19 protein-coding genes are annotated in these 24,811 nt (G+C 56.8%); 9 read left to right on the top strand and 10 right to left on the bottom strand.

Translation table 11 applies throughout. The features are described from left to right. Positions 1-8 precede the first annotated feature (8 nt). On the top strand, positions 9-602 hold the full coding sequence (cysC, locus tag PF1751_RS20390; protein WP_010208590.1) for an adenylyl-sulfate kinase: 594 nt from the start codon (positions 9-11) through the stop codon (positions 600-602). 16 nt (positions 603-618) lie between these two features. Here cysC and PF1751_RS20385 read toward each other — a convergent pair whose 3' ends face one another. The 4 genes from PF1751_RS20385 to PF1751_RS20375 form a co-directional block, all read right to left on the bottom strand. Then, entirely contained in the window at positions 619-957 is a 339-nt protein-coding gene (locus PF1751_RS20385) for an EamA family transporter (protein WP_010208592.1), read from the bottom strand. Next, entirely contained in the window at positions 954-1,952 is a 999-nt protein-coding gene (locus PF1751_RS20380) for a glycosyltransferase family 2 protein (RefSeq protein ID WP_010208593.1), read from the bottom strand. Before PF1751_RS20380 ends, PF1751_RS20385 begins: the two co-directional genes overlap by 4 nt. Positions 1,953-2,382: 430 nt before the next feature. Continuing rightward, positions 2,383-3,165, bottom strand: a complete 783-nt coding sequence (locus PF1751_RS28555; protein WP_080923226.1) for a PIG-L deacetylase family protein — start codon at positions 3,163-3,165, stop codon at positions 2,383-2,385. A gap of 16 nt (positions 3,166-3,181) precedes the next feature. Then, on the bottom strand, positions 3,182-3,934 hold the full coding sequence (locus PF1751_RS20375; protein ID WP_010208595.1) for a hypothetical protein: 753 nt from the start codon (positions 3,932-3,934) through the stop codon (positions 3,182-3,184). Positions 3,935-4,316: 382 nt separating this feature from the next. On the opposite strand from PF1751_RS20375, the gene PF1751_RS20370 reads away from it, so the two are divergent. Together PF1751_RS20370 and PF1751_RS20365 are read left to right on the top strand one after the other, a co-directional pair. Further along, positions 4,317-5,807, top strand: coding sequence for an MBOAT family O-acyltransferase (locus PF1751_RS20370; protein WP_144407269.1), 1,491 nt, complete (start codon positions 4,317-4,319; stop codon positions 5,805-5,807). A gap of 9 nt (positions 5,808-5,816) precedes the next feature. Next, entirely contained in the window at positions 5,817-6,989 is a 1,173-nt protein-coding gene (locus PF1751_RS20365) for an alginate O-acetyltransferase AlgX-related protein (RefSeq protein WP_010208598.1), read from the top strand. 141 nt (positions 6,990-7,130) lie between these two features. Here PF1751_RS20365 and PF1751_RS20360 read toward each other — a convergent pair whose 3' ends face one another. The 3 genes from PF1751_RS20360 to PF1751_RS20350 form a co-directional block, all read right to left on the bottom strand. Next, positions 7,131-7,877: a class I SAM-dependent methyltransferase gene (locus PF1751_RS20360; RefSeq protein ID WP_044287646.1), complete on the bottom strand. Its 747-nt coding sequence runs from the start codon at positions 7,875-7,877 to the stop codon at positions 7,131-7,133. A gap of 156 nt (positions 7,878-8,033) precedes the next feature. Next, positions 8,034-8,930 (bottom strand): DMT family transporter, encoded by an 897-nt coding sequence (locus PF1751_RS20355; protein WP_044287644.1) that lies wholly within the window; start codon positions 8,928-8,930, stop codon positions 8,034-8,036. A gap of 52 nt (positions 8,931-8,982) precedes the next feature. Next, positions 8,983-10,593: a methyl-accepting chemotaxis protein gene (locus PF1751_RS20350; RefSeq protein WP_010208602.1), complete on the bottom strand. Its 1,611-nt coding sequence runs from the start codon at positions 10,591-10,593 to the stop codon at positions 8,983-8,985. A gap of 405 nt (positions 10,594-10,998) precedes the next feature. Here PF1751_RS20350 and aceK point away from each other — a divergent pair, with 405 nt between their 5' ends. The 5 genes from aceK to PF1751_RS20325 all read left to right on the top strand — a co-directional run bounded on the left by aceK (position 10,999) and on the right by PF1751_RS20325 (position 18,975). Next, entirely contained in the window at positions 10,999-12,714 is a 1,716-nt protein-coding gene (aceK, locus tag PF1751_RS20345; protein ID WP_010208603.1) for a bifunctional isocitrate dehydrogenase kinase/phosphatase, read from the top strand. Positions 12,715-12,784: 70 nt separating this feature from the next. After that, entirely contained in the window at positions 12,785-16,696 is a 3,912-nt protein-coding gene (gene hrpA, locus PF1751_RS20340; RefSeq protein ID WP_044287642.1) for an ATP-dependent RNA helicase HrpA, read from the top strand. A gap of 286 nt (positions 16,697-16,982) precedes the next feature. After that, complete coding sequence (locus tag PF1751_RS20335; protein WP_010208605.1) at positions 16,983-18,104, top strand: beta-ketoacyl-ACP synthase III; 1,122 nt, start codon at positions 16,983-16,985, stop codon at positions 18,102-18,104. Between the two features lie 17 nt (positions 18,105-18,121). After that, positions 18,122-18,736, top strand: coding sequence for an RNA polymerase sigma factor (locus PF1751_RS20330; protein ID WP_044287640.1), 615 nt, complete (start codon positions 18,122-18,124; stop codon positions 18,734-18,736). Further along, on the top strand, positions 18,730-18,975 hold the full coding sequence (locus tag PF1751_RS20325) for an anti-sigma factor family protein (RefSeq protein ID WP_010208608.1): 246 nt from the start codon (positions 18,730-18,732) through the stop codon (positions 18,973-18,975). Before PF1751_RS20330 ends, PF1751_RS20325 begins: the two co-directional genes overlap by 7 nt. A 107-nt stretch (positions 18,976-19,082) precedes the next feature. On the opposite strand, the gene PF1751_RS20320 is transcribed toward PF1751_RS20325, so the two are convergent. Beyond that, positions 19,083-20,405: a putative porin gene (locus tag PF1751_RS20320; RefSeq protein WP_010208610.1), complete on the bottom strand. Its 1,323-nt coding sequence runs from the start codon at positions 20,403-20,405 to the stop codon at positions 19,083-19,085. A 283-nt stretch (positions 20,406-20,688) separates the two neighbouring features. Here PF1751_RS20320 and PF1751_RS20315 point away from each other — a divergent pair, with 283 nt between their 5' ends. Then, entirely contained in the window at positions 20,689-21,813 is a 1,125-nt protein-coding gene (locus PF1751_RS20315; protein ID WP_044287638.1) for a GNAT family N-acetyltransferase, read from the top strand. A gap of 119 nt (positions 21,814-21,932) precedes the next feature. Here PF1751_RS20315 and aqpZ read toward each other — a convergent pair whose 3' ends face one another. After that, positions 21,933-22,634, bottom strand: coding sequence for an aquaporin Z (gene aqpZ, locus PF1751_RS20310; RefSeq protein WP_044287636.1), 702 nt, complete (start codon positions 22,632-22,634; stop codon positions 21,933-21,935). Between the two features lie 292 nt (positions 22,635-22,926). Next, positions 22,927-24,759 carry an ABC transporter ATP-binding protein gene (locus PF1751_RS20305; RefSeq protein ID WP_044287635.1) on the bottom strand — a complete coding sequence of 611 codons (1,833 nt, stop codon included), beginning with the start codon at positions 24,757-24,759 and terminating at the stop codon, positions 22,927-22,929. Positions 24,760-24,811: the final 52 nt, after the last annotated feature.

The following is a 24,811-nucleotide window of genomic DNA, read 5'->3' as shown; positions in this document are numbered from 1 at the left end:
CCTTTTTAATGGTTAATAATTTGGTGTTTCAAGCGTCTAGCGTCAGTGCCGACGCCAGAGCCACGATGAAAGGGCAGAAGCCCTTAGTATTGTGGTTAACCGGCCTGAGTGGCGCGGGGAAAACTACCGTTGCCAACGCAATTGAAATCGCTTTGGTTGAACGAGGTCGACACACTTTCTTGATCGACGGCGACAATGTTCGCCTAGGGTTATGTCGGGATCTAGGCTTCAGCGACGCTGATCGTGAAGAAAATATCCGGCGTGTTGCGGAAGTGTCACGGTTGTTCGTCGATGCAGGACTGATTGTGATTACCTCGTTTATCTCGCCATTCGAGCGGGATAGAGCGCTTGCGCGCGAAGTTATCGGTGCGGATGCATTTATGGAAATATTCATTGATGCGCCGCTTTCCGAGTGCGAACGCCGTGACCCGAAGGGGCTTTATGTAAAAGCCCGTAAGGGATTGATCAAGAAATTTACCGGTATCGACTCTATCTACGAAGCGCCTCTTGCGCCAGATATACACCTCAACACGTTGAACGATGATGTAGCAACGGTGGTTTCTACGGTGATGACTTATCTGGATGAGCGCGCGTTGGCGTAGATAATGTGGCGCGGGCTCAGGACTTCACGATTACAGTAATGCCTAGCATAATAATTGCTACGCCGACGAAATACTGTGGTTGAAAGCGTTCTCCAAATACAAAGTGACTGCCTATGGGGACTAAGACGAATGCCAGCGCCATCAGCGGGTATGCCTTGCCTAAATCAATTTTTTGCAATACCCATATCCAGGCTATTGTAGTGATTCCGTACAGTGCAAAAGCTGAAAACAAGGTGATCAATGTTTTGGTATCAAACCAACTGCCACTTTGATGAACGGAAAGGGCACTAAGTTTAAATAGGATTTGTCCGGTCGCAATGCCGATGACACAGGCAAACGCTATCAGGTAAATCATGAGCGTTGGTCCCTTTTAGGCAGTATGTGTTTCTTGCGTAACACGTGGAAGGCTCGCCGTGGCGAAGAAGAAATATCATGGCCTATGAAGGCCAGTAGAAGCTGGAAGCCGATTATAACAGGCAGTGCAGACAGCATGACCGTGCCGGCAGGGGTCGGGACATTTTGCTGCAACGACTCTATCCAGTGGCTAATTCCAAACGTTGAGCCGGCGGTCAGCAAGATAAGACCGAAAGGCAACTCTATCGATGCCAGCGACATGCCGCGGAGATAGTAGTTGTAGAAGATACGTTTTCCAAAGTTTCGAATATGCTTAATTAAAAACTCTCCAATCACCTTAGACACTTTAAGGTTGCTGACTTCATCTTCATACTTTGCGTCCATAGGGATGTCGATCACCACAGCGCCCAATGTGTTAAGACGGAATAGCATGTCGGTTTCAAAGAAGTAGCGCTGGCTAATCTTGTCAAGCGGAAGGTGTTTGGCTACTTCGCTATGTATAGCCGTGTAACCATTTGTCGGGTCAAACAGTTCCCAATAGCCGGAGGACAGTTTTGTCATAAATGACAGTACAGCGTTTCCGAAAAGCCGAATTTTCGGCATTTCGGATATTTTTTCCAAATTGAAAAAACGATTGCCTTTGGTGTAGTCGGCGTTGCCTGCGATGATAGGGGATACAAAGTCACTGATCAGGCTTGGGTCCATTTGGCCATCACCGTCAATTTTGACGATGATATCAATTCCATCTGCGATAGCGGTCCGGTAGCCCGTCATGACTGCACCGCCAACGCCCAAGTTGACAGGGTTACGCAACACGATTACCCGTTCGTCTGTGCAGTGTTGAATGACGAAGTCGCCTGATCCATCCGGGCAGCAGTCGTCAACGACGTAGATCTTACAAACTTCCGGCCCGATCAACCGAATAACTTCTAAGATGTGGCTCTTTACTTTATAGCTGGGAATCAGAACCGCTATTTTCGTCGTTTGATCTGACACGCGAGTGCTCCATCTCTCATGTAAAAAATAAAAGTGAGACTAGCATACTCACTTGTGATGAAGAACCGTTGGGTGTGATTAAATTGGTTGTCGTCTGATACAACGCTTGATTGAACGAGAATAGGGTCTACTCATTTGTAAATGGCAGCGGGCGTCAGAGTGCTTGATCATTTGGTCGAGAGGAAGGTGTGGCTGTGACGGAGCGCTGGTCTGTTGAAAATTGACACCTTGCAGGCGTTGGAGGGGATTTTACGAGGAGATCTCTCGTAAGGGATAATCGAGTCGCTGGTTCATGAAGGAGCAGTGAATTTTGCAGGCTTGGACGACGGTGCAGGGGCTGCATTTTTATCGAGGTTGCCAATCCGGGACGGGTAAGCAACCTGATAAACAGGAGCCTCGAAATGCTCTAGCTTAGGTCTGTTAGAGGCAATTAATGATGAACTTGATTCAGGTGCGACAACTTTTTATGAAGTTGCGCGACTGCAAGGCACATAGTAGGCCAGTCTAAAAAGCCCCGTTGTTCATAATACAGAGGCTGTTGATGTGGTGGCTGTTGTAAGCGATGCCGGTCCACCCCTTGTAAAGACTGAACGCCGTAATAAAAATAGTGCCCTCCCACAAAGGGAAATAAACCTAACCAGCTGCGCCATTGAGACGGATAGGAGAGGCAAAGTCTGATGTAGCGAAAGCGCGCTCGCCAGGCAATGGGATGTCGCTCAGCGGGGCCATTTTCTGGCAGCGGCGACATCACACGAAAAAACGGACCTCGACAATTTCGAGCATTGTAGAGTGGGTATTGCCAGACTGTGGCTGGCTGCGCGCGTGCGCTCATCAACTCAACGACAATAGCATGTAGTACGTCGTGGTCAGGGTGTCCGCCTTCCCAGGCGGGTACGAAACAGGCCTGAAGCGTTGGGTGATCATTAAGGAACGCATCGAGCCAGTCGACAAATACGTCGACATGCTGATGCAGTTGACCATCCGTAATTGACAGCTGCCGGCCTATAAAAAAGATATCATCCACTGCAACCCCCAGTTTTTGCAGCACTGCTCGAGACTCACGGTCTCGGAGATCTGGGTCAGCAGTTGCGGAGCCGTCGGTTACGTAGATGCAACGCACACTTCGGCCGGCCGCTAACTCGTGTTCGATTTGATGGAATAAACCAAACTCATCATCTTGGTGAGGCATAAAAAATACAGACGTGGGCTTCATGCAGGGCCTCCCGAAATTAGGGTATATCAATGGTGTCGAGATTTAGGCGTTTTATTTTTTTAAGAAACAGGGTGTTCCTTTCTACGTCTTCGGTGAGGCATTTGTATCCAAAACTTCTCGGTTCGAAAAGAAAGCCAGGAATCTTAATGAAAAACGGGCCGGGTCTATATGCGGATAGGGTAATCACCAGCCCAATATTAGAAGAGTACAACCCATCTGGACCGAGCAGGTTGATAAGCAGAGGCTTTTTCCTCGTGAACCATCCCCCTGTGGGCCTGACGGCTTTCCATAAACCATCTTCTTTGATTGACTGTCTAAAAAACCGCCAGAAAAACGGTATGCCGACATACAAAAACAAGTTTCCATCAAGCGTCCAGCCCAAGCCTTTTTCGCGAATTCTCCGAATATTCTTATTGGGGTAACCACAAACGACGTCAATATCATCGTCTGCAAACGATTTATATAAACGCTTACCAAGGATAATCGACGACCCTTTTTGGGTTCCATCGGACATAGTATCTGTAGAGAGGAAAACAGCAGAACCTTCATGGCTGAGTTTCAGACCGCAGTACGCGGCCACCATGGTGCCATCCTTGATGGAGTAACAAATTCTTGACTCATTTAGCAAGTACTTTTGGAACACGAGCGTTGCGTTGCTTTCGGAGCCGCCGAAACATCTCTGGAAGAGGCGAGTCCATTGGGAAGTGAAGGCGTCGTTGAAATCACTGCGTCCGGCTATGTGAATGCCGTCATCCAATAAGCTGCTCATGAATAAGTCCCTCTCCTTGTGAAAACTTTAAATATTAATAGCGCACAATTGATTGAATGGTGCATTGCCTTTTTGCTTTGTCAGCAGCATAGCCAGTAGGCGAGTCACGAACGGGAAATTGTAAAGGGTTGGAAGAAAACCTACAAACCGTTTGATCGGGTCAGTCGGTCATCGCGGTAGGGAGATCTGCATGCTGTTCTGTCGCAAAATTCAGCAGCATTTTAACCTGAGCCGACTCGGTACCAAGTGAAGCGCTAAGCACAGCGCAAACCGCCTGAGTACGGCGATGAAACGGCCTGCTTGGTGATTGTGAGAAAACGGATGGCCACCCACTTGGCTACGTGATGATAAATCTTGGTCTGGCAGTGCGGATTTTGTTCAGTTGTCGCTGTTTTATGGTAGATTTCCGCAAAAATTTACTATGGACGGAAAAGAAATGGTTTTCAGCTCGGTCGTATTTATTTTTTACTTTTTACCCGTTTTTTTATTGATTTATTATTTGACAGGCGTTAGGAACGCCGTGCTGCTGACGGCGAGCGCAGTATTTTATGTGTGGGGGGAGGGGCTTTATTTACTATTGCTAATAGCATTGTTGGCCCTTAACTACAGTGCAGGAAAAATAATAGGCGCAGCAGCTGGGCAGCAACGCAAGTGGACGTTGGGTGTATTTATTTTTATAAACCTTATGGTGTTGGGGGTCTTTAAGTATAGCCAGTTTTTTGTAGATATTATATCGGGTCTTATGGGGAGCGAGCCTCCCCACCTCAATATGCACTTACCTTTGGGGATTTCCTTTTTTATTTTTCAGTTGGTATCTTATCTGGTAGAGGTTTACCGTCAAACGATCAAGCCAGAGAACAGCATTATACGGCTGTCTACATACGTAATGATGTTTCCACATCTGGTGGCGGGTCCGATTGTTCGTTATACCGATATCAACGACGAGCTGCATCATCGGACAGTCGGTATTGAGAAGTTTGGTTTGGGTGTTCAGTATTTTATCGTAGGCCTGTGTCAGAAAGTGATGATTGCCAACTCGGTCGCGCCGGCGGCTGATCACTTGTTTAGTCTTGATCCGACAGGCGTCACATCCGCCGTCGCTTGGATCGGTGCAACAGCTTATACAGTGCAGATCTATTTTGATTTTTGTGGTTACTCCAATATGGCTATTGGTCTTGCCTTTATGTTGGGGTTCAGGTTCCCCAAGAACTTTGACTATCCATACTCATCCAAGTCGATCACTGAGTTCTGGCGGCGCTGGCATATGTCTCTCTCGTTCTGGTTTAGGGACTATGTGTATATACCGTTAGGCGGGAGCCACGGAGGAGAGATTTCGACCATTCGAAATCTGTTGATTGTATTTTTTGTGACGGGCCTCTGGCACGGTGCGGCATGGACCTTCATTTTCTGGGGCCTGTTTCACGGCGTATTCGTTGTATTGGAACGTGTGTTTTTAAAACGTGCGCTTGAAGCGGCCCCTGATTTTTTGGCACGCCTCTACACATTGCTTGTCGTCATGGTGGGATGGGTCTATTTCAGAGCCGATAGCTTTGATCAGGCCTGGGTTATTCTAAAAGCGATGGCTGGGTTTGATAGTGCGCTGCAGGAATGGCAGCCCATGATGGTGTGGATGACGCCTGAAACAGTGGTTGCCTTGATTGCCGGAGTAGTTCTTTCATTTCCGGTTATTCCATGGGTATGTGCGCGGCTAAAGTTCACAAGCGTCAATGGATCTACTGAGCCGGGCAGGCATGGTCGTGATGCAGCGGATGTTCATGCGCTGCCTGCGTTTCTGTTGGTAGGCGGTCTGGTCTGTAGTGTGGTTTTGCTGGCCAGCAGTTCGCTTAATCCCTTTTTATATTTTCGATTCTGAGGCGCGTAAATGAGCTATGCTTCTGAAAGTAGTGAGCGGTCTACTGCGACTAAGCGCACCTATCACTGGTGGTCGTTGATAGGAGGGGTAGTGGCAGTAGTTGTCGTCGTTCATCTGTTTCCCCTGTTCAACATTCCTGAGCCTGGGCTGGCTGAAAATAGGGTGCTTGCAAGTGCTCCTTCAGTGCCAAAAAGCCTGTCTGACTGGGCAGTATTGCCAGCAAAGTTGGACGCGTTTGCGATCGACCAGTTTCCACTGCGCACACACATGATTTCGACGTTGAATTTGATTCGGTACACACTCGGATATTCAGGTTCGAAGCGGATTATTGTGGGTCAGAATGGTTGGCTGTTTTATGATGATGGCAGTCACTTGGTGCAGATGTCAGGCGCGTTAATCCTGGATAAACCTAATATTGATGCCTGGGTCAGCGGCTTTCGCCAGCGTGTGGAATACCTGAGCAAGAGGGACGCAAAGTTTTATTTCATGGTGGCGCCTGTAAAGGAAGATATCTACCCCGAAAATCGACCTTATTGGATGCCTGAACAAAGAGTCAATACAGAGGTCGATGAGATCATTAAGGCTTCCAAAGAAGCGGGGATCGATCAGATCGTGGATCCGCGTGTAGCGATCTTCCAGGAGCGCCATAATCAAAAGCTTTATGATGAGTACGATACACACTGGACAGGGTTGGGTGCTTACATTGCCTACAACCAGCTAATGACCAGAATGTCTGTAGACTTTACCGATATGCAGCCATTGCCTCTGGCCGCCTTTACACCGGTAGTACTACCAATGGTGGGGACCGCTAGAGATTTGTCCTTAATGCTTGGGATTGCAGGTTCTGTTCCGCACGATCGAGTTTCGTTTGCCGAGATGTTGACCCATCCCCTCGAAAAGACGACATTTTTGAGTGATAACCATAGTTGGGTTGGGCCACAAGTTCTTCATACCGATGCCAAAACGGGAAAAACACTGCTTCTGTTGAGGGATTCTTTTTCAACTGAACTGCTCCCATTCCTCAAGGAGCATTTTGATAAGATTGTTACAGCGCATGTTCAAGACGGTTTTTTTCGAACGGATCTCATTGAACAGTTCAAGCCAGACGCCGTTGCGGTTGTCATTATCGAGACCGGAGCGCGGCATACAATGGGAATGATGCCCGCCCTAGAGTCTCAATGAATAGCTGGTTTATAACTGCGTGTTTCTGAATATTTAGCGTCATGCCGAAGACGGTGACCGACGTAGTCGTCAAAGCCGTCGGGTTCTTATCTGGCTGAAGATGCGCCCCACCGTGAAGCTGGTGGGGTTTAGGGGGGAGGCTTATTTTGAGCAGTAAAACGTATCTCTCCAGCCTTCGCTGTAATCGACCAGTGCACCTTTGACTTCAGGCTTTTCTGAAATGTATTCATCCCAGTCGAAGGTCTTTGTGGTGTACCCGAAGTGTTTGGCGATGAAGCGTACAGCGCTTCTTGATGGGCGCCCTACAAGGGTCTGTCCATGCCGAGTCAGTGAATCGGAATAGGCCATCTGTTGGTCATCTACCGGGTCAAGCAAGAGCTGGACACCGTAGGGGTTGCCAAACACTACACGAGGGTCACTGGTTTCACCTTCCGGAAACTCATCCACAGTCGGAGTGACCTCGGTGTCGATCACTACCAGTTTAGCCCCTGTACGTTCGATCAAGTCAAATAACTCGGCATGTCGAATAGTGTGGTAATAAAACCCAAGGCAGAAAACAACGTCAAATTCTTTATTGCTGAGGTGGTCGAAGACATCACCGCATAAAAACTCAAAACGCGAAGGGTCGATGCTGTACTCGTTAAATGTCTCTATGGCGTTTTTTATTAGCTCTTGCCTGGGCTCAATACCCGTTACATGAGCTGCACCTGCCTGCAGCGCTGCAAATGACCAACGTCCATCATGGCTTGCTATATCAAGGACACGCTTACCCTTTATAAACTCTATATTTCTTTCCATTATCGCGGTGTGCCGCGAATTCAGGCGGTCTGGAAAAGGGCTGGTTTGGCTGGTTTTATAAAACCTTGGGAAATTATCAAAAAAACCCATATGGCTCCCATACACGCAACTCGGTGAGAGTTGACGTTGAAATGAATAAGGTTCCGATAATACACGACGTACCTGTTGGCGGGAGACCGTAGTCGGATTTATTCGTCTTAAGCAGATGTCCGGATGTGCGGCCTTTATCACCGAGAGTCAAAACACTCAAACAGCTCGCTCACGATTTTTCGGCCTCAACACCAACCACAACGCCCCCCCAATCAACACCCCCCCATACACATGCGCCATCGACAACGGCTCCCCCAGCCACAACGCCCCCCACAACACCCCAAACGGCGGAATCATAAACGTCACCGTCATCGACTTAACCGGTCCAATCGACGTCAGCAGCCTGAAGTACAGGATGTAGGCAAACGCCGTACACACCAGCCCCAGCCCCAGCAACGACCCCCACACCTGCCATCCACCCCAGCTCGCCGGCGGTTGGCTGATGGCGCTGTAGGCAAAGAACGGCAGCAGGAAGAGGGTGGCGCCAAGCATGCTGCCCAGGGCTGATAGGCGGCTGTCCAGGCCACCGCGCTGATCCAGCCAGCGCCGCGCCAGGAACCCGGCAAAGCCGTAACAGGTGGTCGCGAGCAAACAGGCCAGTGCACCCGTCAGCAATTCCAGGTCAAACGCCACCGGCCCGGCGCGGGTCAGCACGCCCACACCGAACAGTCCCAGACATACTCCGGCGATTTTCGACGGTGTGAGACGTTCGCTGAAGAACAGCCCGCCAATCAACACGCCCATCAACGGTGTGGTGGCGTTGAAGATCGCCGAGTAACCCGCCGGCAGCACCTGGGCCGCCACCGAATACATGGTCGCCGGGATGCCGGAGTTGATCACTCCCAATAGCAACACAGTCCTGAACTTGCCTTGAAAATCCCAGTTCACCCGCATCACCGCCAAAATCACTAGCAACCCGGCTGCGGCGATCGATACGCGGAAAAACGCCGTCGGCACCGTGCCGATCTCGGGCGCAATGATGCGCATAAACAGGAAACTCGCGCCCCAAATGGCGGCGAGCCCCAGCAAGTACAAGGTGTCGACAGGTCTCACGGAATACTCCTACATCAATAAGGCGGCGAGTGTTACACGCCCCCTTTACTGATTACAGGACAAACCGCGCCACCAGCCCATTCAGGTCCACCGCCAGGCGCGACAGTTCCTGGCTGGCCGCTGACGTCTGGGTGGCGCCGGCAGCGGTCTGGGTGGACAGGTCGCGGATGTTAACCAGGCTGCGGTCCACATCGCGTGCCACCAGCGCCTGCTGCTCGGCGGCGCTGGCGATCACCAGGTTGCGCTGGCTGATCTGCGAGATGGCCGCGGTGATTTTCTCCAGGGCGCTGCCTGCGCTGTTGGCGCGTTGCAGGGTGTGGCCGGCCTGTTCGGCGCTGCTGTTCAGGGCTTCGACGGTGCCTTGGGTGCCCTGCTGGATACCGGTAATCATCTGCTCGATTTCTTCGGTGGAGTCCTGGGTGCGCTGCGCCAGGGAGCGCACTTCGTCGGCCACCACGGCAAAACCACGCCCGGCCTCGCCCGCGCGGGCCGCTTCAATGGCGGCGTTGAGCGCCAGCAGGTTGGTCTGCGCGGCGATGCCACGGATCACCTCCAGCACCTTGCTGATGTCCTGGGCCTGTACGGCCAGGCCTTCGGCCTTGTTCGACGCGCCGAGCACCTCGTCCACCAAGTTCTGGATCGAGCTGATGGTTTCGCTGATCTGGTAGTGGCCGTGCTTGCTGTCCTCGTCGGAGGCCTGGGAAGCTTCGGCGCTGGACACCGCATTGCCCGCTACTTCATCCACCGCCGCGCTCATTTCGGTCACGGCGGTGGCAGCCTGTTCGATCTCGTCGTTCTGCGCTTGCAGGTCACGGGTGCTTTGTTCCATCACCGAACTCATCTCTTCGGCAGCGCAACCCAGTTGCTGCGCCGACTCACTGATGCCGCGGAGGGTGCCTTGCAACTGCGCCTGCATGGTGGCCAAGGCTGTGAGCAATTGGGCGGGCTCGTCCTTGCCACTGACGGCGATCGGCTGGCTCAAGTCGCCGCTGGCAATGGTGCGTGCCACAATCAGCGCCTGGCCGAGGGGGGCGGTGATGCTGCGGGTCAGCAGCCACGCCAGCAGTAAGGTGGCGGTCAGCGCGAGCACAATGATCGAGCCGACGATCCACTGCGCGCTGGAATAGGTCTGTGCGGCTGAATCCACAGCGGTTTGCACACCGCTCTGGTTGAAGGTAATCATGTCCGTCAGGCTTTTGTTGAGGATCACACCCTGTGGTGCGAGGCGGCTGTTGAGCAGGTCGATGGCGTCTTGTTGCTGGTCCTTGTCTACCAGGGCAACGATTTGTCCGACAAGGCTCAGGTAAGCGTTCGCATTACCTTCGAGCTGCGTGAGCATTTCGCGCTCTTCATCGCCGCTGAGCAGGGTTTTGTGATGGTCGAGCAGGGTTTGCAGCTCGGTGTGCTGGCGGGTGATCAGGGCTTTGCTGTTGTCGCGGATCCGCGATTCGTCGGTGGTCGCCAGGCGCAATGCCTCCAGGCGGATGCTGGCGACAATGGCCGCGCTGTCGTGGATGTTCTCGATGCTGGGCATCCACGATGCTTCAATGACCAGCGCGCTTTGCCGCAACTTGGCCATCTGACCAAGGCCGAACATTCCTACAATCACCAGCAAGCTGGCCAAAACCCCAAAACTCAGACTGGCACGCAGACCGATCCTCATGTTCCTCAATGACATCTCAATGCTCCTTGGGCGATTAGAACCTGTTCCCGGATCGGTCTTCGGACCTTGTTAGGGTGGGAGAGGGCGCGCTATATATCAAAGTGCTATCACTGTGGTAATCAGGGTTTCCCTTAGTTGGATCCACAGCGCTGCGCGGTAACCGCGCCCGGCGTTGTGCGCGGTTTTCCAGTATCAACCTGCCAGGTCCCGCCATTGCAGGGGTGTGAGTAAAACGCGAAGAGACTTCGGGGTGCGTTTATTGACCGAATGGTCTGCTTTAGAAAATTGCAAATAAATGTACGAAATGAACGAAGTTGTACAAGACAGTGCAAGAAATGACTCTTCTCCTGTTCTCGTACACTGGCTAAGCTCAGGGCATCCAGATGCCCGTTCGAGGTTTCCCGCATGTCGCAATCCGCCCTCGCTGTCGCCCAGATGATCCTCGATGGCTTCGACGATTACCGTGAGCACTTCCGCCAGATCACCGATGGCGCCCGCGAGCGTTTTGAGAGGGCTCAGTGGCAGCAGGGGCAGGCGGCGTCGGCGGCACGGATCAACCTCTATGAAGAAAAGGTCAGTGAAGTGACTACGCGCCTGCGCGAACACTTCGATGACGGCACACTGCTTGATATCGACACGTGGCCCGTGGTGAAAAGCGCCTACATCGGGCTGATCGACCTGCGTTTCGACGATGAACTGTCCGAGACCTGGTACAACTCGATCTTCTGCGGGCTGTTCAGTCATGACCTGATCAGTGACGGCTGCATGTTCATCCACACCACCCGGCCCAGCCTGCGCCGGGCACGGGCCGCGCAGACGCGCACGTACACGCCCGCCGGGAACATCCCGCAAATGCTCGCGCAGATCTTTGCCGACTACCGTTTCAGTGAACCCTACGCGGACCTGGCAAGCGACCTGCACCGCCTCGAAACCCAACTGCGGGAAAACCTGCCGGACTGGGTGTGCAAGGACCCGGACCTCAAGGTCGAGCTGTTTTCCTCGGTGCTCTACCGCAACAAGGGCGCCTACCTTGTAGGACGCATCTATACCCGCGACGAACAATGGCCGCTGGTGATTCCCCTGTTGCACCGTGAAGGGCAGGGCATCCAGATCGACGCGTTGATCACCGACGAAGCTGAGGTGTCGATCATCTTTTCGTTCACCCGCTCCTACTTCATGGTGGATGTACCGGTGCCGGCGGAATTCGTCGGCTTTCTCAAGCGTATCCTGCCGGGCAAGCACATCGCCGAGCTGTACACTTCCATCGGCTTCTACAAGCACGGCAAGTCGGAGTTTTACCGCGCGCTGATCAACCACCTGGCGACCACCGATGATCAATTCATCATGGCCCCCGGCGTGCGTGGCATGGTCATGAGCGTGTTTACCCTGCCGGGCTTCAACACGGTGTTCAAGATCATCAAGGACCGCTTTTCGCCGTCGAAAAACGTTAACCGCGCCACGGTGATCGAGAAGTACCGCCTGGTTAAAAGCGTCGACCGGGTCGGGCGCATGGCCGATACCCAGGAGTTCGCCGACTTCCGTTTCCCCTTGAGTAAATTCGAGCCCGAATGCCTGGCCGAACTGCTGGAAGTCGCCGCCGGTACCGTCGAAGTGGAAGGCGACACCGTGTTGATCCGCCACTGCTGGACTGAACGACGCATGACCCCGCTCAACCTCTATCTCGACAACGCCAACCCCGCCCAGGTGCGTGAAGCCCTGGAAGACTACGGCCTGGCGATCAAGCAACTGGCGGCGGCGAATATCTTCCCCGGCGACATGCTTTTGAAGAACTTCGGTGTCACCCGCCACGGCCGTGTGGTGTTCTACGACTACGACGAAATCTGCTTTCTCACCGAGGCCAACTTCCGCCACATCCCCGCGCCGCGCACCCCCGAGGATGAAATGGCTTCGGAACCCTGGTATTCCATTGGCCCGCTGGATGTATTCCCCGAGGAGTTCCCGCCGTTCCTGTTCGCCGATGCTGGCCAGCGCAAGCTGTTTGATGAGCTGCATGGCGAGCTGTACAACGCCGATTACTGGAAAGGGCTGCAGGAGGCGATTCGTGCCGGTAAGGTCATCGACGTGTTCCCGTACAGGCGCAAAGACCGCGATAACGAATGAGGGGCGCGCGCTTTGGCGGTTTTCTGCGACAATCCGCCCCCTGCATAAATAGACGACCTATACGTACCTGATGACTGATCAAGCGCCCGCTATCGACCAATTGCTGAACAACCTCGACCACGCCATGCTCGCCGACCGCCACCGCTTGCGGCGGCAGCTGCTTGAGCTGCGCAAGAAGCCCGACGAGGAAAAGTTGGCGCAGTGGGTTGCGCGCATGCAGGCGTCCTGCGCCCAGGTCACGGCGCGGCGTGCCAGCCTGCCGGTGATCCGTTATGACGACAGCCTGCCGATCGCGGCCAAGCGCGATGAAATCAAAGAGGCGCTGAACAAGCACCAGGTGCTGATCATTGCTGGCGAGACCGGTTCGGGTAAAACCACCCAGTTACCGAAGATCTGCCTGGAAATCGGGCGTGGCCAGTTCGGCCTGATCGGTCACACCCAGCCACGCCGGATTGCCGCGCGTAGCGTGGCCAGCCGCGTCGCCGAAGAGCTGGCCACGCCCTTGGGCGCGCTGGTCGGCTATCAGGTGCGCTTCGAAGACCAGAGTGACTCCAACACCCTGATCAAGCTGATGACCGACGGCATCCTGCTGGCGGAAACCCAGAACGATCGCTACCTGGAACGCTACGACACGATCATTGTCGACGAAGCCCACGAACGCAGCCTGAACATCGACTTCTTGCTGGGCTACCTGAAAACCCTGCTGCCGCGTCGCCCGGACCTGAAGGTCATCATCACCTCGGCGACCATCGACCTGGAGCGCTTCTCCAAGCATTTCGACGATGCGCCGATTGTCGAGGTGTCGGGCCGTACTTTCCCGGTAGACACCTGGTATCGCCCGCTGACCTTGGAACAGGATGAAGAAGGCAACCGCGTCGAGGACGACTTGACCGTTGACCAGGCGATCCTCGCCACCCTGGATGAAATCGCCGCCTATGAGCGCAGCGAACGGCGCAGCCCCGGCGATGTGCTGGTGTTCCTGCCGGGAGAGCGTGAGATTCGTGACGCTGCCGAGATGCTGCGCAAGGCCCAGCTCAAGCACACCGAAATCCTGCCGTTGTATGCGCGCCTGTCGCCAGCCGAACAGCAGCGCATCTTCCAATCCCACCCGGGGCGTCGCGTGGTGCTGGCGACCAACGTTGCGGAAACCTCCCTGACCGTGCCGGGCATTCGTTATGTGATTGACAGCGGCACCGCGCGCATCAGCCGTTACAGCTACCGCGCCAAGGTGCAGCGTCTGCCGATCGAGGCGATCTCCCAGGCCAGCGCCAACCAGCGTAAAGGCCGTTGCGGCCGGGTCGAGCCCGGCATTTGCGTGCGCTTGTACAGCGAAGAGGATTTTATCGGGCGTCCGGAGTTTACCGATCCCGAAATCCTGCGCACCAACCTCGCCGCAGTGATCCTGCAGATGCTGCACCTGCGCCTCGGCGAGATCACCGATTTCCCGTTTATCGAACCGCCGGACGGCAAGGCCATCAGCGACGGCTTCAACCTGCTGCAAGAGCTGTCGGCGGTGGACCGCAACAGCCAGCTCACGCCACTGGGTCGCCAATTGGCACGCCTGCCGGTGGACCCGCGCATGGGCCGCATGCTGCTGGAAGCCGCCAAGCTCGGCAGCTTGCAGGAAGTACTGATCGTCGCCAGCGCCATGTCGATCCAGGACCCGCGCGAGCGTCCGCCGGAACGCCAGCAAGCCGCGGATCAGGCTCACGCACAGTGGAAAGATCCGGATTCGGACTTTGCCGGGTTGGTCAATCTATGGCGCGGCTTTGAAGAGCAGCGCCAGGAACTCACCGCCAGCCCGCTGCGCAACTGGTGCCGCAAGAACTTCCTCAACTACCTGCGTTTGCGCGAGTGGCGCGATTCCCATCGTCAGTTGAGCCTGATCTGCCGCGACATGCAGCTGACGGTCAACAAAGAACCGGCGGACTTCCCGAAACTGCACAAGGCGGTGTTGTCCGGGCTGCTCAGCCAGATCGGCCAGAAAACCGAAGACGGCGATTACCTCGGCGCGCGTCAGCGCCGCTTCTGGATTCACCCGTCGTCGGGCATCGGCAAAAAGCGCCCGCAATGGCTGATGACCGCCGAACTGGTGGAAACCACCAAGCTGTATGCGCGCATGGTCGCCAAGATCGACGCCGACTGGATCGAGCCGCTGGCTGGTCACCTGATCAAGAAAAACCACTTCGAACCCCATTGGGAGAAGAAGCGTGGGCAGGTCGTGGCCTTTGAGCAGATCACGCTGTTCGGGCTGATTGTGGTCGGGCGTCGCCCGGTGCATTACGGTCCGATTGACCCGGTGGTGTCCCGCGAGCTGTTTATCCGCGAGGGCCTGGTGCGTGGCGAGATCCAGTCGCGGGCCAAGTGCCTCACGGCCAACCAGCAACTGCTGGAACAGCTCGACGAGTTGGAAGCCAAGGCGCGCCGTCGTGACATTCTGGCGGATGAAGAAACCCTGTATGCCTTCTACGACGCGCGGTTGCCGGCGGAGATCCACCAGACTGCGACCTTCGACAGCTGGTACAAAATCAACAGCCAGAAAGACCCCCAACTGCTGATCATGCGCGAAGAGGACGTGCTGGCCCGCGAAGCCAGTGAAGTCACCGCCGCGCATTATCCGGACACCCTGCACCTGGGCGACCTCGAACTGGCGTTGAGTTACCACTTCGAGCCCAACCACCCGCGTGACGGCGTGACCTTGCGCGTGCCGGCACCGTTGCTGCCGGCCTTGCCACCCGAGCGTCTGGAGTGGCTGGTGCCGGGGGTGATCGAAGCCAAGTGCATTGCCCTGGTGCGCAACCTGCCCAAGGCCCTGCGCAAAAACTTCGTGCCGGTGCCGGACTTCGTCAAGGCCGCGCTGCAACGCATCGAGTTCGGCCAGGGTTCGTTGCCCCAGGCGCTGGGGCGCGAGTTGCTGCGCATGACGGGTGCGCGGGTCAGCGATGAAGCCTGGGCCGAAGCCGCGCAGCAGGTGGAAAGCCACCTGAAGATGAACCTGGAAGTGGTCGACGGCCAGGGCAAGTTCCTGGGTGAAGGCCGCGACCTGGCCGAACTGACCGCGCGCTTTGCCGAGGCCAGCCAGGCCGCGCTGGCAGTGCCGCAAACCGCGAAAAGCCAACAGCCGGTTGAAGCCAAAGTGTTTGCGGCGGTGGCGGAAAAGACCCAGCAGAAGATCGCCGGGCTGTCGATGACGGTGTATCCGGCGTTGGTGGAAGAAGGCGGCACGGTCAAAGAGGGGCGCTTCTCCACCGCTGCCGAAGCTGAATTCCAACATCGCCGCGCCTTGCAACGCCTGCTGATGCAGCAGTTGGCAGAACCGGCAAAATTCCTGCGCGGCAAATTGCCGGGCTTGACTGAGCTGGGCCTGATGTACCGCGAGCTGGGCCGCATCGATGCGTTGGTAGAAGACATCCTGCTGGCCAGCCTCGACACCTGCGTACTCGAAGGCGAAACCAACCTGCCGCGTGATGGTGCCGGTCTGGCTGCCTTGGCCGAGCGCAAGCGCGGCAGTTGGACCGAACACGCCGAGCGCCTGGCGCGCTTGACCCTGGATGTGCTGAAACTGTGGCACGGCCTGCAAAAACGCTTCAAAGGCAAGATCGACCTCGCCCAAGCCGTGGCGCTGAACGACATCAAGCAGCAACTGAGCCACCTGGTGTACCCAGGTTTCGTGCGGGAAACCCCGGCGCACTGGTTCAAGGAGTTGCCGCGTTACCTCAAGGCCATCGAGTTGCGCCTGGAGAAACTGTCGAGCCAGGTGCAAAAGGACCGGGTGTGGAGCGGCGAACTGGCCGGCTTGTGGACGCACTACGAAAACCGTCTGAAAAAGCATGCCCAGGAAGGCAAGCGCGATCCTCAGCTGGAGCTCTATCGCTGGTGGTTGGAGGAATACCGGGTGTCGTTGTTTGCTCAGCAATTGGGCACCAAAGTGCCGATTTCCGATAAGCGCCTGAGTAAACAGTGGAGTTTGGTGGAGGCCTGAGATCGTTCCCGGTCTCAAGGACGACGCAGGTCCAATGTGGGAGCAAGCCCGCCCCCACACTCGTTTTAGGGTGCTTCGGTGAATGCAGTGTTTATTGGGGATATGGCGCCAAAACCCTGGGTTTGTGGCAAACTTCGCGGTTATAAATGCCGGGATCGTCGTGAAGGGCTGCGACGCGATGGAATAAAGCGATGCCAGTTTGATGTCCGCTGGGCGGGATCGAACTACTTATAGTTTGGTACGACGGTACCAATATCTTCTGCCTGACAGATTTAGAGGAACGACCGTGCATAACGTCGTCATCAGCGGCACTGGCCTGTACACCCCGGCCAACAGCATCTCCAACGAAGAGCTGGTGCAGTCTTTCAATGCCTACGTGCATCAGTTCAACAGCGACAACGCCGCCGCCATCGAGCGCGGTGACGTGCAGCCGCTGACTGAATCCAGCGCAGCCTTCATCGAAAAAGCCTCGGGCATCAAGAGCCGCTTTGTGATGGACAAGGACGGCATTCTCGACCCGCAGCGCATGGCCCCACGCCTTCCCGAGCGCAGCAACGACGAATGGTCGGTGCTCTGCCAGATGGCCGTCGGCGCCGCCGAACAAGCCCTGCAACGCGCGGGCAAGACCGCCGCCGACATCGACGGGGTGATCGTCGCCTGCTCCAACTTGCAACGTGCCTACCCGGCCATCGCCATTGAAGTCCAGGAGGCCCTGGGTATCGAAGGTTTTGGTTTTGACATGAACGTGGCGTGTTCCTCGGCCACCTTCGGCATCCAGAACGCGGCCAACAGCATCCAGCTGGGCCAGGCGCGGGCGATCTTGATGGTCAACCCGGAAGTCTGCACCGGCCACCTGAATTTCCGCGACCGCGACAGCCACTTCATCTTTGGTGACGCGGCCACGGCCGTGGTGCTGGAGCGCGCCGACCTGGCGACTTCCGAGCATCAGTTCGACGTGGTGAGCACCAAGCTGCTGACCAAGTTCTCCAATAACATCCGCAACAACTTCGGCTTCCTCAACCGCGCCGCGGAAGAAGGCATCGGCGCGCCGGACAAGCTGTTCGTGCAGGAAGGCCGCAAGGTGTTCCGCGACGTGTGCCCGATGGTGGCCGAGCTGATCGGTGTGCATTTGGAAGAAAACCAGCTGAACGTGGCCGATGTGAAGCGCTTCTGGCTGCACCAGGCCAACCTGAGCATGAACCACCTGATCGTGAAGAAACTGCTGGGCCGCGAAGCCTCGGTGGAAGAAGCGCCGGTGATCCTCGATACTTACGCCAATACCAGTTCGGCGGGCTCGGTGATCGCCTTCCACACCTATCAGGATGATTTGCCCAAGGGCTCCGTGGCGGTGCTCAGCTCGTTTGGCGCGGGCTATTCAATCGGTAGCGTGATCCTGCGCAAACGCTAAGACAATCGAGGTCTTGAATGGCAGCAGCGGACGACGCGCACCTGCTTGAACGGCTGCTCAAGGGTGAGCAGCGGGCCTACAAGGAACTGGTCACCACCTACCAAAGCGCCATGCGGGCGGTGGCCTACGCCATCGTCGGCCAGCGTCACGCCGACGAAGTCGTGCAGGACGCCTGGCTGTCGGTGGTGCGCAACCTGGCCAAGTTCCAAGGGCGTTCCAGCCTCAAGACCTGGCTGCTGACCATCACCGCCAACGCCGCCAAGGGGCGCTACAAGCAGAATCGTCGCGAAGTGTTGCTCGACGACCTGCCTTCGCCCCACGGTACCCTTGGTGATGACCGTTTCTCCCCCGATGATGGTCACTGGGCCGTTGCCCCCTACGCCTGGCACCAGGACACCCCGGAAGCCCTGCTGACCGAGGATGAACTGCGCAAATGCCTGGAGCATACGTTGCTGAGCTTGTCTGAGTTGCAAAGCAGCGTGCTGGTGTTGCGTGAGCGCCAGGGGCTGGAGTTGGAAGAGATTTGTAATCTTCTGACGCTGTCGCTCTCCAATGTCCGTGTGCTGTTGCATCGAGCGCGGCTTAAAGTCTTCGCCACGGTGGAGCATTTTGAGGAAACGGGCGAATGTTAACCTGTAAAGAACAAGTGGCACGTTCCAGTGACTATCTCGATGGGCAATTGACCTTTCGCGAGCGTCTGCTGGTGCGTCATCACTTGATGTTCTGCCCGAACTGTCGCCGGTTTATCCGCCAGATGCGCCTGATGCAGGCGACGCTGAAGATCATGCCGGATGAGCCGGTAGAGGGTGTGGAGGCCTTGGCGCAGCGTCTGGCTGACGAGCGGCTCAAGCATCACAAAGACGGGGAATAAGCAGGCTCGCGTGGGTAGAGCGAACGGATGATGGGGAGCGATCCACCCACGCAAGACGGGTTCTGCCACCTCGGGCCGTCCTGGCCCAAGGTTTTCAACACTGAGCGTTAGAACTTGGCTTCTGCATCGAGCTGCAGGGTGTTGGTGTTCGCATCACGCTGGGTGCGGCTGGCGTAGTCGGCCTTGGTCAGGAAGTAGGTGGCACCGAGAGCGAAGTTCTTGTCGATGTCGTAGCTGACCTTCATCTTATGCCCGCGCGAACCGGTGGTGCCGTTGGCGAAGTCCGAGTCGGTGAAGGCACCCACCACGGCATTACGTTGAATGTCGCGGTAGTTGTAGTCCAGGTTGAAACCGAACACCTTGGACTTGGCGCCGATCAGCCAGGCGGTGTCCTGGTCGGTCACGGCATCGTTGTTTTTCACGTACTGGCCGTAGAACGCCAGCGGTACTGCCAGGCCGCCGATGTCGGCTTGGGCAAAACCTTCATACAAACGGAACTGGTTGTCGGCCGAGTTACCGTTGACCGCCAGTGCGCAAGGCGTGGTGGTGGTTGTGCAACGGCTGTCCTTGTCGTTCTGGTAGGCGTAGACGCTGCCGCCCAGGGTCATTTTCAGGTTGTCGGTGACCGAAAAGCGCGTCCCCAACTGGCCAGAGGTCAGGCGCAGGTCGTGGCGGAATTGCACGCCGTCGCCGTCGACGTTGTCCTTGAGGTTGTAGTTACCGAGGCTGCCGAACAGCTCGGCACTGCTGCCCAGTGGGTATTTGTAAGTCAGGGCCAGGCCTTCGGGGTTGATGTCGCTATCCCAGATGACGTCGCCCATGCTCACCCACGGTTGCAGCATTTTGCCGCCGATCACGTGCAGGTTCTTGATCTGGTCCGGGTGATAGTCGATGTAGCCGAGGTCCAGCCAGATCGACTTCTTGTCGAAGTAGTTGTCCTGGTCCTGGTTGGTCGAACGAGCATCGTCGCTGCTGCCGGTGGCAATGCGGATGCCCGTGTCGACTTGCGAGTTGATCTCGGTGTAGGCGCCCAGGCGGGCACGGATGCGTTGACGGTCCTTGTCGCGGCCGCCATTGTTGGATTCGCCCTGGATTTTCACGGTTTCCTGGCGGAAACGTACGTCACCCTTGAACTGAGTCTTGGCCGCCCAGGCCAGCTTCTGGTCGAAGCTGCTCAGCTCGTTGGTTTTCTTCGCGGTGGCCGCGATCTGTTCGTTGGTCTCTTGTTGAGCTTGCCGTGCGATCTGCTGTTCTTTCTGGTCTTTGGCCAGTTCGCTTTGCAGTTCGGTGTACTGCGCTGCGGTGATCTGGCCGTTGGCCTTGAGCATGTCGAGCAATTTAGCGTCGACTGCAGCGCTGGCTGGAACGCTCAGGGCCAGTAACAGGCCGCCGCACAGAACCGCCGCAGTTTTAGTGGAAGCAAGACGCATATCAATCTCCGAAAGTGAGGAGGGATGGCTAACCATCCAGGACACAACCGACCGATGACGGACGGAAAAATAGCCGCCGGGTAGAACCAGGCGCTCTAAAAACAGGCGTCAGTATCACGATCGTTTATGACGGAGCAGTGGCGAAGTGATGTCATCTAGATGACAAATTTTTCATGTTCGGAACTATTGGTTTAGTGCCTTGTCGCGCGAAACGGGGGTGTGCCAAGGCCGGCAATCAGCGATACTCGCCAGGCTTTCACGCCCCAAACCAGTGAGGATGCCGATGCCGTTGCAACGCCTGGACAGCCTGTCCGAAATCGCCCCGCAAACCTGGGATGCACTGGTGCCACAGGCCCAGCCGTTCGTGCGGCACGCGTTCCTGAGCGCATTGGAAGACAGCGCCAGCCTGGGCCCGCAATCGGGTTGGCAGCCGGAGCATTTGTTGCATTGGGAGGGCGATCGGCTGGTGGCGGCGCTGCCCAGTTACCGCAAGTGGCATTCCTACGGCGAATATGTGTTTGATCACGGTTGGGCGGATGCCTGCGAGCGGGCTGGCATTGAGTACTACCCTAAGTTGCTGACTGCCGTGCCTTTCAGTCCGGTCAGTGGGCCACGCCTGCTGGCGGCGAGTGCAGACGAGGGTTTCGAACTGCTGAAAAGCCTGCCGGGTTACCTGGAAATTGAAGGCCTCTCCAGTGCTCACATCAACTTCACTGACGAGCTGGCCGACGCCGCGCTGGCCCAACATCCGGGCTGGCTGCAGCGCCTGGGCTGTCAGTTTCACTGGCAGAACCGGGGTTACCGCGACTTCCAGGACTTTCTCGATGCGCTGAGTTCGCGCAAGCGCAAACAGATGCGCAAAGAGCGCGAACAAGTGGCGGGGCAGGGCATCGACTTCGAGTGGTTGCGCGGCCACGAACTGAGCGAGGCGCAGTGGGATTTTGTCTACGCCTGCTACGCCAACACCTACGCTATCCGCCGGCAATCGCCCTACCTGACTCGCGCGTTCTTCAGCCTGCTGGCCGAGCGCATGCCCGAAGCGATCCGCGTGGTACTGGCCAAACAAGGCGCACGCCCGGTGGCCATGGCCTTCAGCCTGATCGGCGGCAACAGTTTCTACGGTCGCTACTGGGGCTGCCTGGCGGAGTTCGACCGCCTGCATTTCGAAACCTGTTTCTATCAAGGTATGGACTACGCCATTGCCCACGGCCTGCAACGCTTCGACGCGGGGGCACAGGGTGAGCACAAGTTGATTCGCGGGTTTGAGCCGGTGATTACACGGTCATGGCACTACCTGCGCCATCCGGGTTTGAAGAATGCCGTGGAGGATTTCCTCGAGCGTGAGCGGATGGGGATCGTGGCGTATGCCGAGGAGGCGAGGACGGCCCTGCCTTATCGGCAGGTGTAACGCTCGGGTCCCGCTGTAGGAGCGTGCTTGCTCGCGAAGAACCAAGACCCCACGTAAAACCAGACCGCCCGCGTTATCCTTGACGTTTTTCGTGAGCACGCTCGCTCCTGCAGAGGGGGCTAGGTCGGTTCCTCCTTGCCCAGCCAGCGGTAGGTGACACCACCGATTACCGCGCCCAGGATCGGCGCGAGCCAGAACATCCACAATTGCTGGATCGCCCACCCGCCGACGATCAGGGCCGGACCGGTACTGCGGGCCGGGTTGACCGAGGTGTTGGTCACGGGAATGGAGATCAAGTGGATGAGTGTCAGCGCCAGGCCGATGGCGATGGGCGCAAGGCCCGGCGGGGCACGGCGGTCGGTGGCGCCGAGGATGATCACCACGAACATGGCGGTCATTACCAGCTCACAGACAAACCCCGCCACCATCGAATAACCGCCGGGCGAGTGCTCGCCATAGCCGTTGGACGCCAGGCCCGACGCCAGTTCGAACCCCGGTTTACCACTGGCAATGAAATACAGCAGCGCAGCGGCGATCGTACCGCCGACCACCTGCGCCACGATGTACGCCGGCAGTTCCCTGGCCGGAAACCGTCCGCCCACGACCAGCCCTACCGACACCGCCGGGTTGAGGTGACAACCGCTGATATGCCCGATGGCGAACGCCATGGTCAGCACCGTGAGCCCGAATGCCAGGGACACACCCAACAACCCGATCCCGACTGCAGGAAACGCTGCGGCCAACACCGCACTCCCGCAACCGCCCAACACCAACCAAAACGTACCTAACCCCTCTGTGATTGAACGCTTGAACAAAGACATGCAACCCGTCCTTGATAGATCGCTCTACCGGATCTGTAAATCAGTGATGCTCCCTGCAGATTTACTTCAGCGCCCGTCTGGGCACTGCACTGATTACAGCACGGTTGCGGCACAAATCCAGAGCATGAAAAAGCGCCAGGGGCCGATGAGTTCGCAAGCCTGGCGCTGAGCGAATGTGGGAGCGAGCTTGCTCGCGAATGCGGAGTGTCAGTCACTGGATGTCTTGACTGATCCAACGCATTCGCGAGCAAGCCCGCTCCCACATTTTTGATTGTGTATAAGCTCGGAATTGTCAGTCGATACCGACAAACCCACCCGTCTGATGCTGCCACAACCGCGCATACAGCCCGCCATGGGCGAGCAATTCGGCGTGGCTGCCGCTCTCGGCAATCTGGCCTTTCTCCAGCACCACCAGGCGATCCATTCGCGCAATGGTCGACAACCGGTGTGCAATTGCGATCACCGTCTTGCCCTGCATCAGGGTTTCCAGACTCTCCTGAATGGCGGCTTCCACTTCCGAGTCCAGCGCGGAGGTGGCTTCGTCCATGATCAGGATGGGCGCGTCCTTGAGCAGCACGCGGGCAATGGCGATACGTTGGCGTTGGCCGCCGGAGAGTTTTACCCCGCGCTCACCGACATGCGCGTCCAGTCCGGTGCGGCCCTCGGAGTCCGACAGCAGCGGGATGAACTCATCGGCGCGCGCCTTGTGCACGGCGGCCCAGAGTTCTTCATCGGTGGCGTCCGGTTTGCCGTACAGCAAGTTGTCGCGGATCGAGCGGTGCAGCAGCGACGTGTCCTGGGTGATCATGCCGATCTGTTCGCGCAAACTTTCCTGGGCGACATCGGCGATGTTCTGGCCGTCGATCAGGATGCGCCCACCTTGCAGGTCGTAGAGGCGCAGCAGCAGGTTGACCAGGGTCGACTTGCCCGCACCGGACGGGCCGATCAGGCCGATCTTTTCACCGGCCTTGATCTCAAGGTTGAGGCCGCCAATGATCCCGCTCTTCTTGCCATAGTGGAAATCCACCTGCTCGAAGCGCACTTCGCCATGGGGCACGCTCAGGCGCGGGGCATTGTCGCGGTCGATCACGGCCAGCGGTTGGGCGATGGTCTTCAGGCCGTCCTGCACTTGGCCGATGTTTTCGAAAATGCCGTTGACCACCCACATGATCCAGCCGGACATGTTGACGATACGGATCACCAAACCGGTGGCCAGTGCAATCGCGCCCACCGAGATCAGCGACTGCGTCCACAACCATAGCGCCAGGCCGGTGGTGGTGACGATCAGCAGGCCGTTCATGGTGGTGATCACGATGTCCATGCTGGTCACCACGCGGCTGGCCAGCTGGGTTTTTTCGGTCTGCTCGATGATCGCTTCCTTGGCGTATTCCTGCTCATAACGGGTATGGGCGAATAACTTCAAGGTGGTGATGTTGGTGTAGCCGTCGACGATGCGGCCCATCAATTTGGAGCGCGCTTCGGAAGAAATCACCGAGCGCTCCTTCACCCGTGGCACGAAGTAGCGCAGCGCCAGGCCGTAGCAAATGATCCAGGTCACCAGCGGGATCATCAGACGCCAGTCGGCTTCGGCAAACAGCACCAGGGAACTGATGGCGTAGATCACTACGTGCCAGATCGCATCCACCGCCGCCACCGCAGAGTCGCGCAGGGAGTTGCCGGTTTGCATGATGCGCTGGGCAATACGCCCGGCGAAATCGTTCTGGAAAAAATTCAGGCTCTGCTTGAGCACGTAACTGTGGTTCTGCCAGCGGATCAGGCTGGTCATGCCGGGGCTGATGGTCTGGTGCACCAGCAGGTCATGCAGGGCGCCGAAGATCGGGCGCAGCAGCAAGGCGACCACGGCCATCCAGATCAGCTCGGTGCTGTGAACCTGGAAGAAGTCTGCGGGCGGCGTGCCCTGGGCCAGGTCGATGATGCGACTCAGGTAGCTGAACAGCGCGACTTCGATCAGTGCACCGATCAGGCCCACCACCAGCAAGGCGGCGAAGTGCGGCCACACCTGGCGCAGGTAGTAGAGGTAGAAAGGCAGGACTTTGTCGGGCGGGGCGGCGCTGGGGGCGTCGCGGAAAATATCGATCAGTTGTTCAAAACGACGATAGAGCATTAGGTATGACCCGCGTGGCGGGCTCTCCTTTCAAATGCGCGCGCGGCCTTGT

This window comes from Pseudomonas simiae (genome assembly GCF_000934565.1).
Classification (GTDB): Bacteria; Pseudomonadota; Gammaproteobacteria; order Pseudomonadales; family Pseudomonadaceae; genus Aquipseudomonas; species Aquipseudomonas simiae.
This window is presented reverse-complemented; position numbering and strand designations above follow the sequence as displayed.

Excerpts from the sequence above, each read along its gene's own strand:
- cysC (WP_010208590.1), top strand. The coding sequence starts at position 9 with ATGGTTAATAATTTGGTGTTTCAAGCGTCTAGCGTCAGTGCCGACGCC.
- PF1751_RS20385 (WP_010208592.1), bottom strand. The coding sequence starts at position 957 with ATGATTTACCTGATAGCGTTTGCCTGTGTCATCGGCATTGCGACCGGA.
- PF1751_RS28555 (WP_080923226.1), bottom strand. The coding sequence starts at position 3,165 with ATGAAGCCCACGTCTGTATTTTTTATGCCTCACCAAGATGATGAGTTT.
- PF1751_RS20375 (WP_010208595.1), bottom strand. The coding sequence starts at position 3,934 with ATGAGCAGCTTATTGGATGACGGCATTCACATAGCCGGACGCAGTGAT.
- PF1751_RS20365 (WP_010208598.1), top strand. The coding sequence starts at position 5,817 with ATGAGCTATGCTTCTGAAAGTAGTGAGCGGTCTACTGCGACTAAGCGC.
- PF1751_RS20360 (WP_044287646.1), bottom strand. The coding sequence starts at position 7,877 with ATGGGTTTTTTTGATAATTTCCCAAGGTTTTATAAAACCAGCCAAACC.
- PF1751_RS20350 (WP_010208602.1), bottom strand. The coding sequence starts at position 10,593 with ATGAGGATCGGTCTGCGTGCCAGTCTGAGTTTTGGGGTTTTGGCCAGC.
- aceK (WP_010208603.1), top strand. The coding sequence starts at position 10,999 with ATGTCGCAATCCGCCCTCGCTGTCGCCCAGATGATCCTCGATGGCTTC.
- hrpA (WP_044287642.1), top strand. The coding sequence starts at position 12,785 with ATGACTGATCAAGCGCCCGCTATCGACCAATTGCTGAACAACCTCGAC.
- PF1751_RS20330 (WP_044287640.1), top strand. The coding sequence starts at position 18,122 with ATGGCAGCAGCGGACGACGCGCACCTGCTTGAACGGCTGCTCAAGGGT.
- PF1751_RS20325 (WP_010208608.1), top strand. The coding sequence starts at position 18,730 with ATGTTAACCTGTAAAGAACAAGTGGCACGTTCCAGTGACTATCTCGAT.
- PF1751_RS20320 (WP_010208610.1), bottom strand. The coding sequence starts at position 20,405 with ATGCGTCTTGCTTCCACTAAAACTGCGGCGGTTCTGTGCGGCGGCCTG.
- PF1751_RS20315 (WP_044287638.1), top strand. The coding sequence starts at position 20,689 with ATGCCGTTGCAACGCCTGGACAGCCTGTCCGAAATCGCCCCGCAAACC.
- aqpZ (WP_044287636.1), bottom strand. The coding sequence starts at position 22,634 with ATGTCTTTGTTCAAGCGTTCAATCACAGAGGGGTTAGGTACGTTTTGG.
- PF1751_RS20305 (WP_044287635.1), bottom strand. The coding sequence starts at position 24,759 with ATGCTCTATCGTCGTTTTGAACAACTGATCGATATTTTCCGCGACGCC.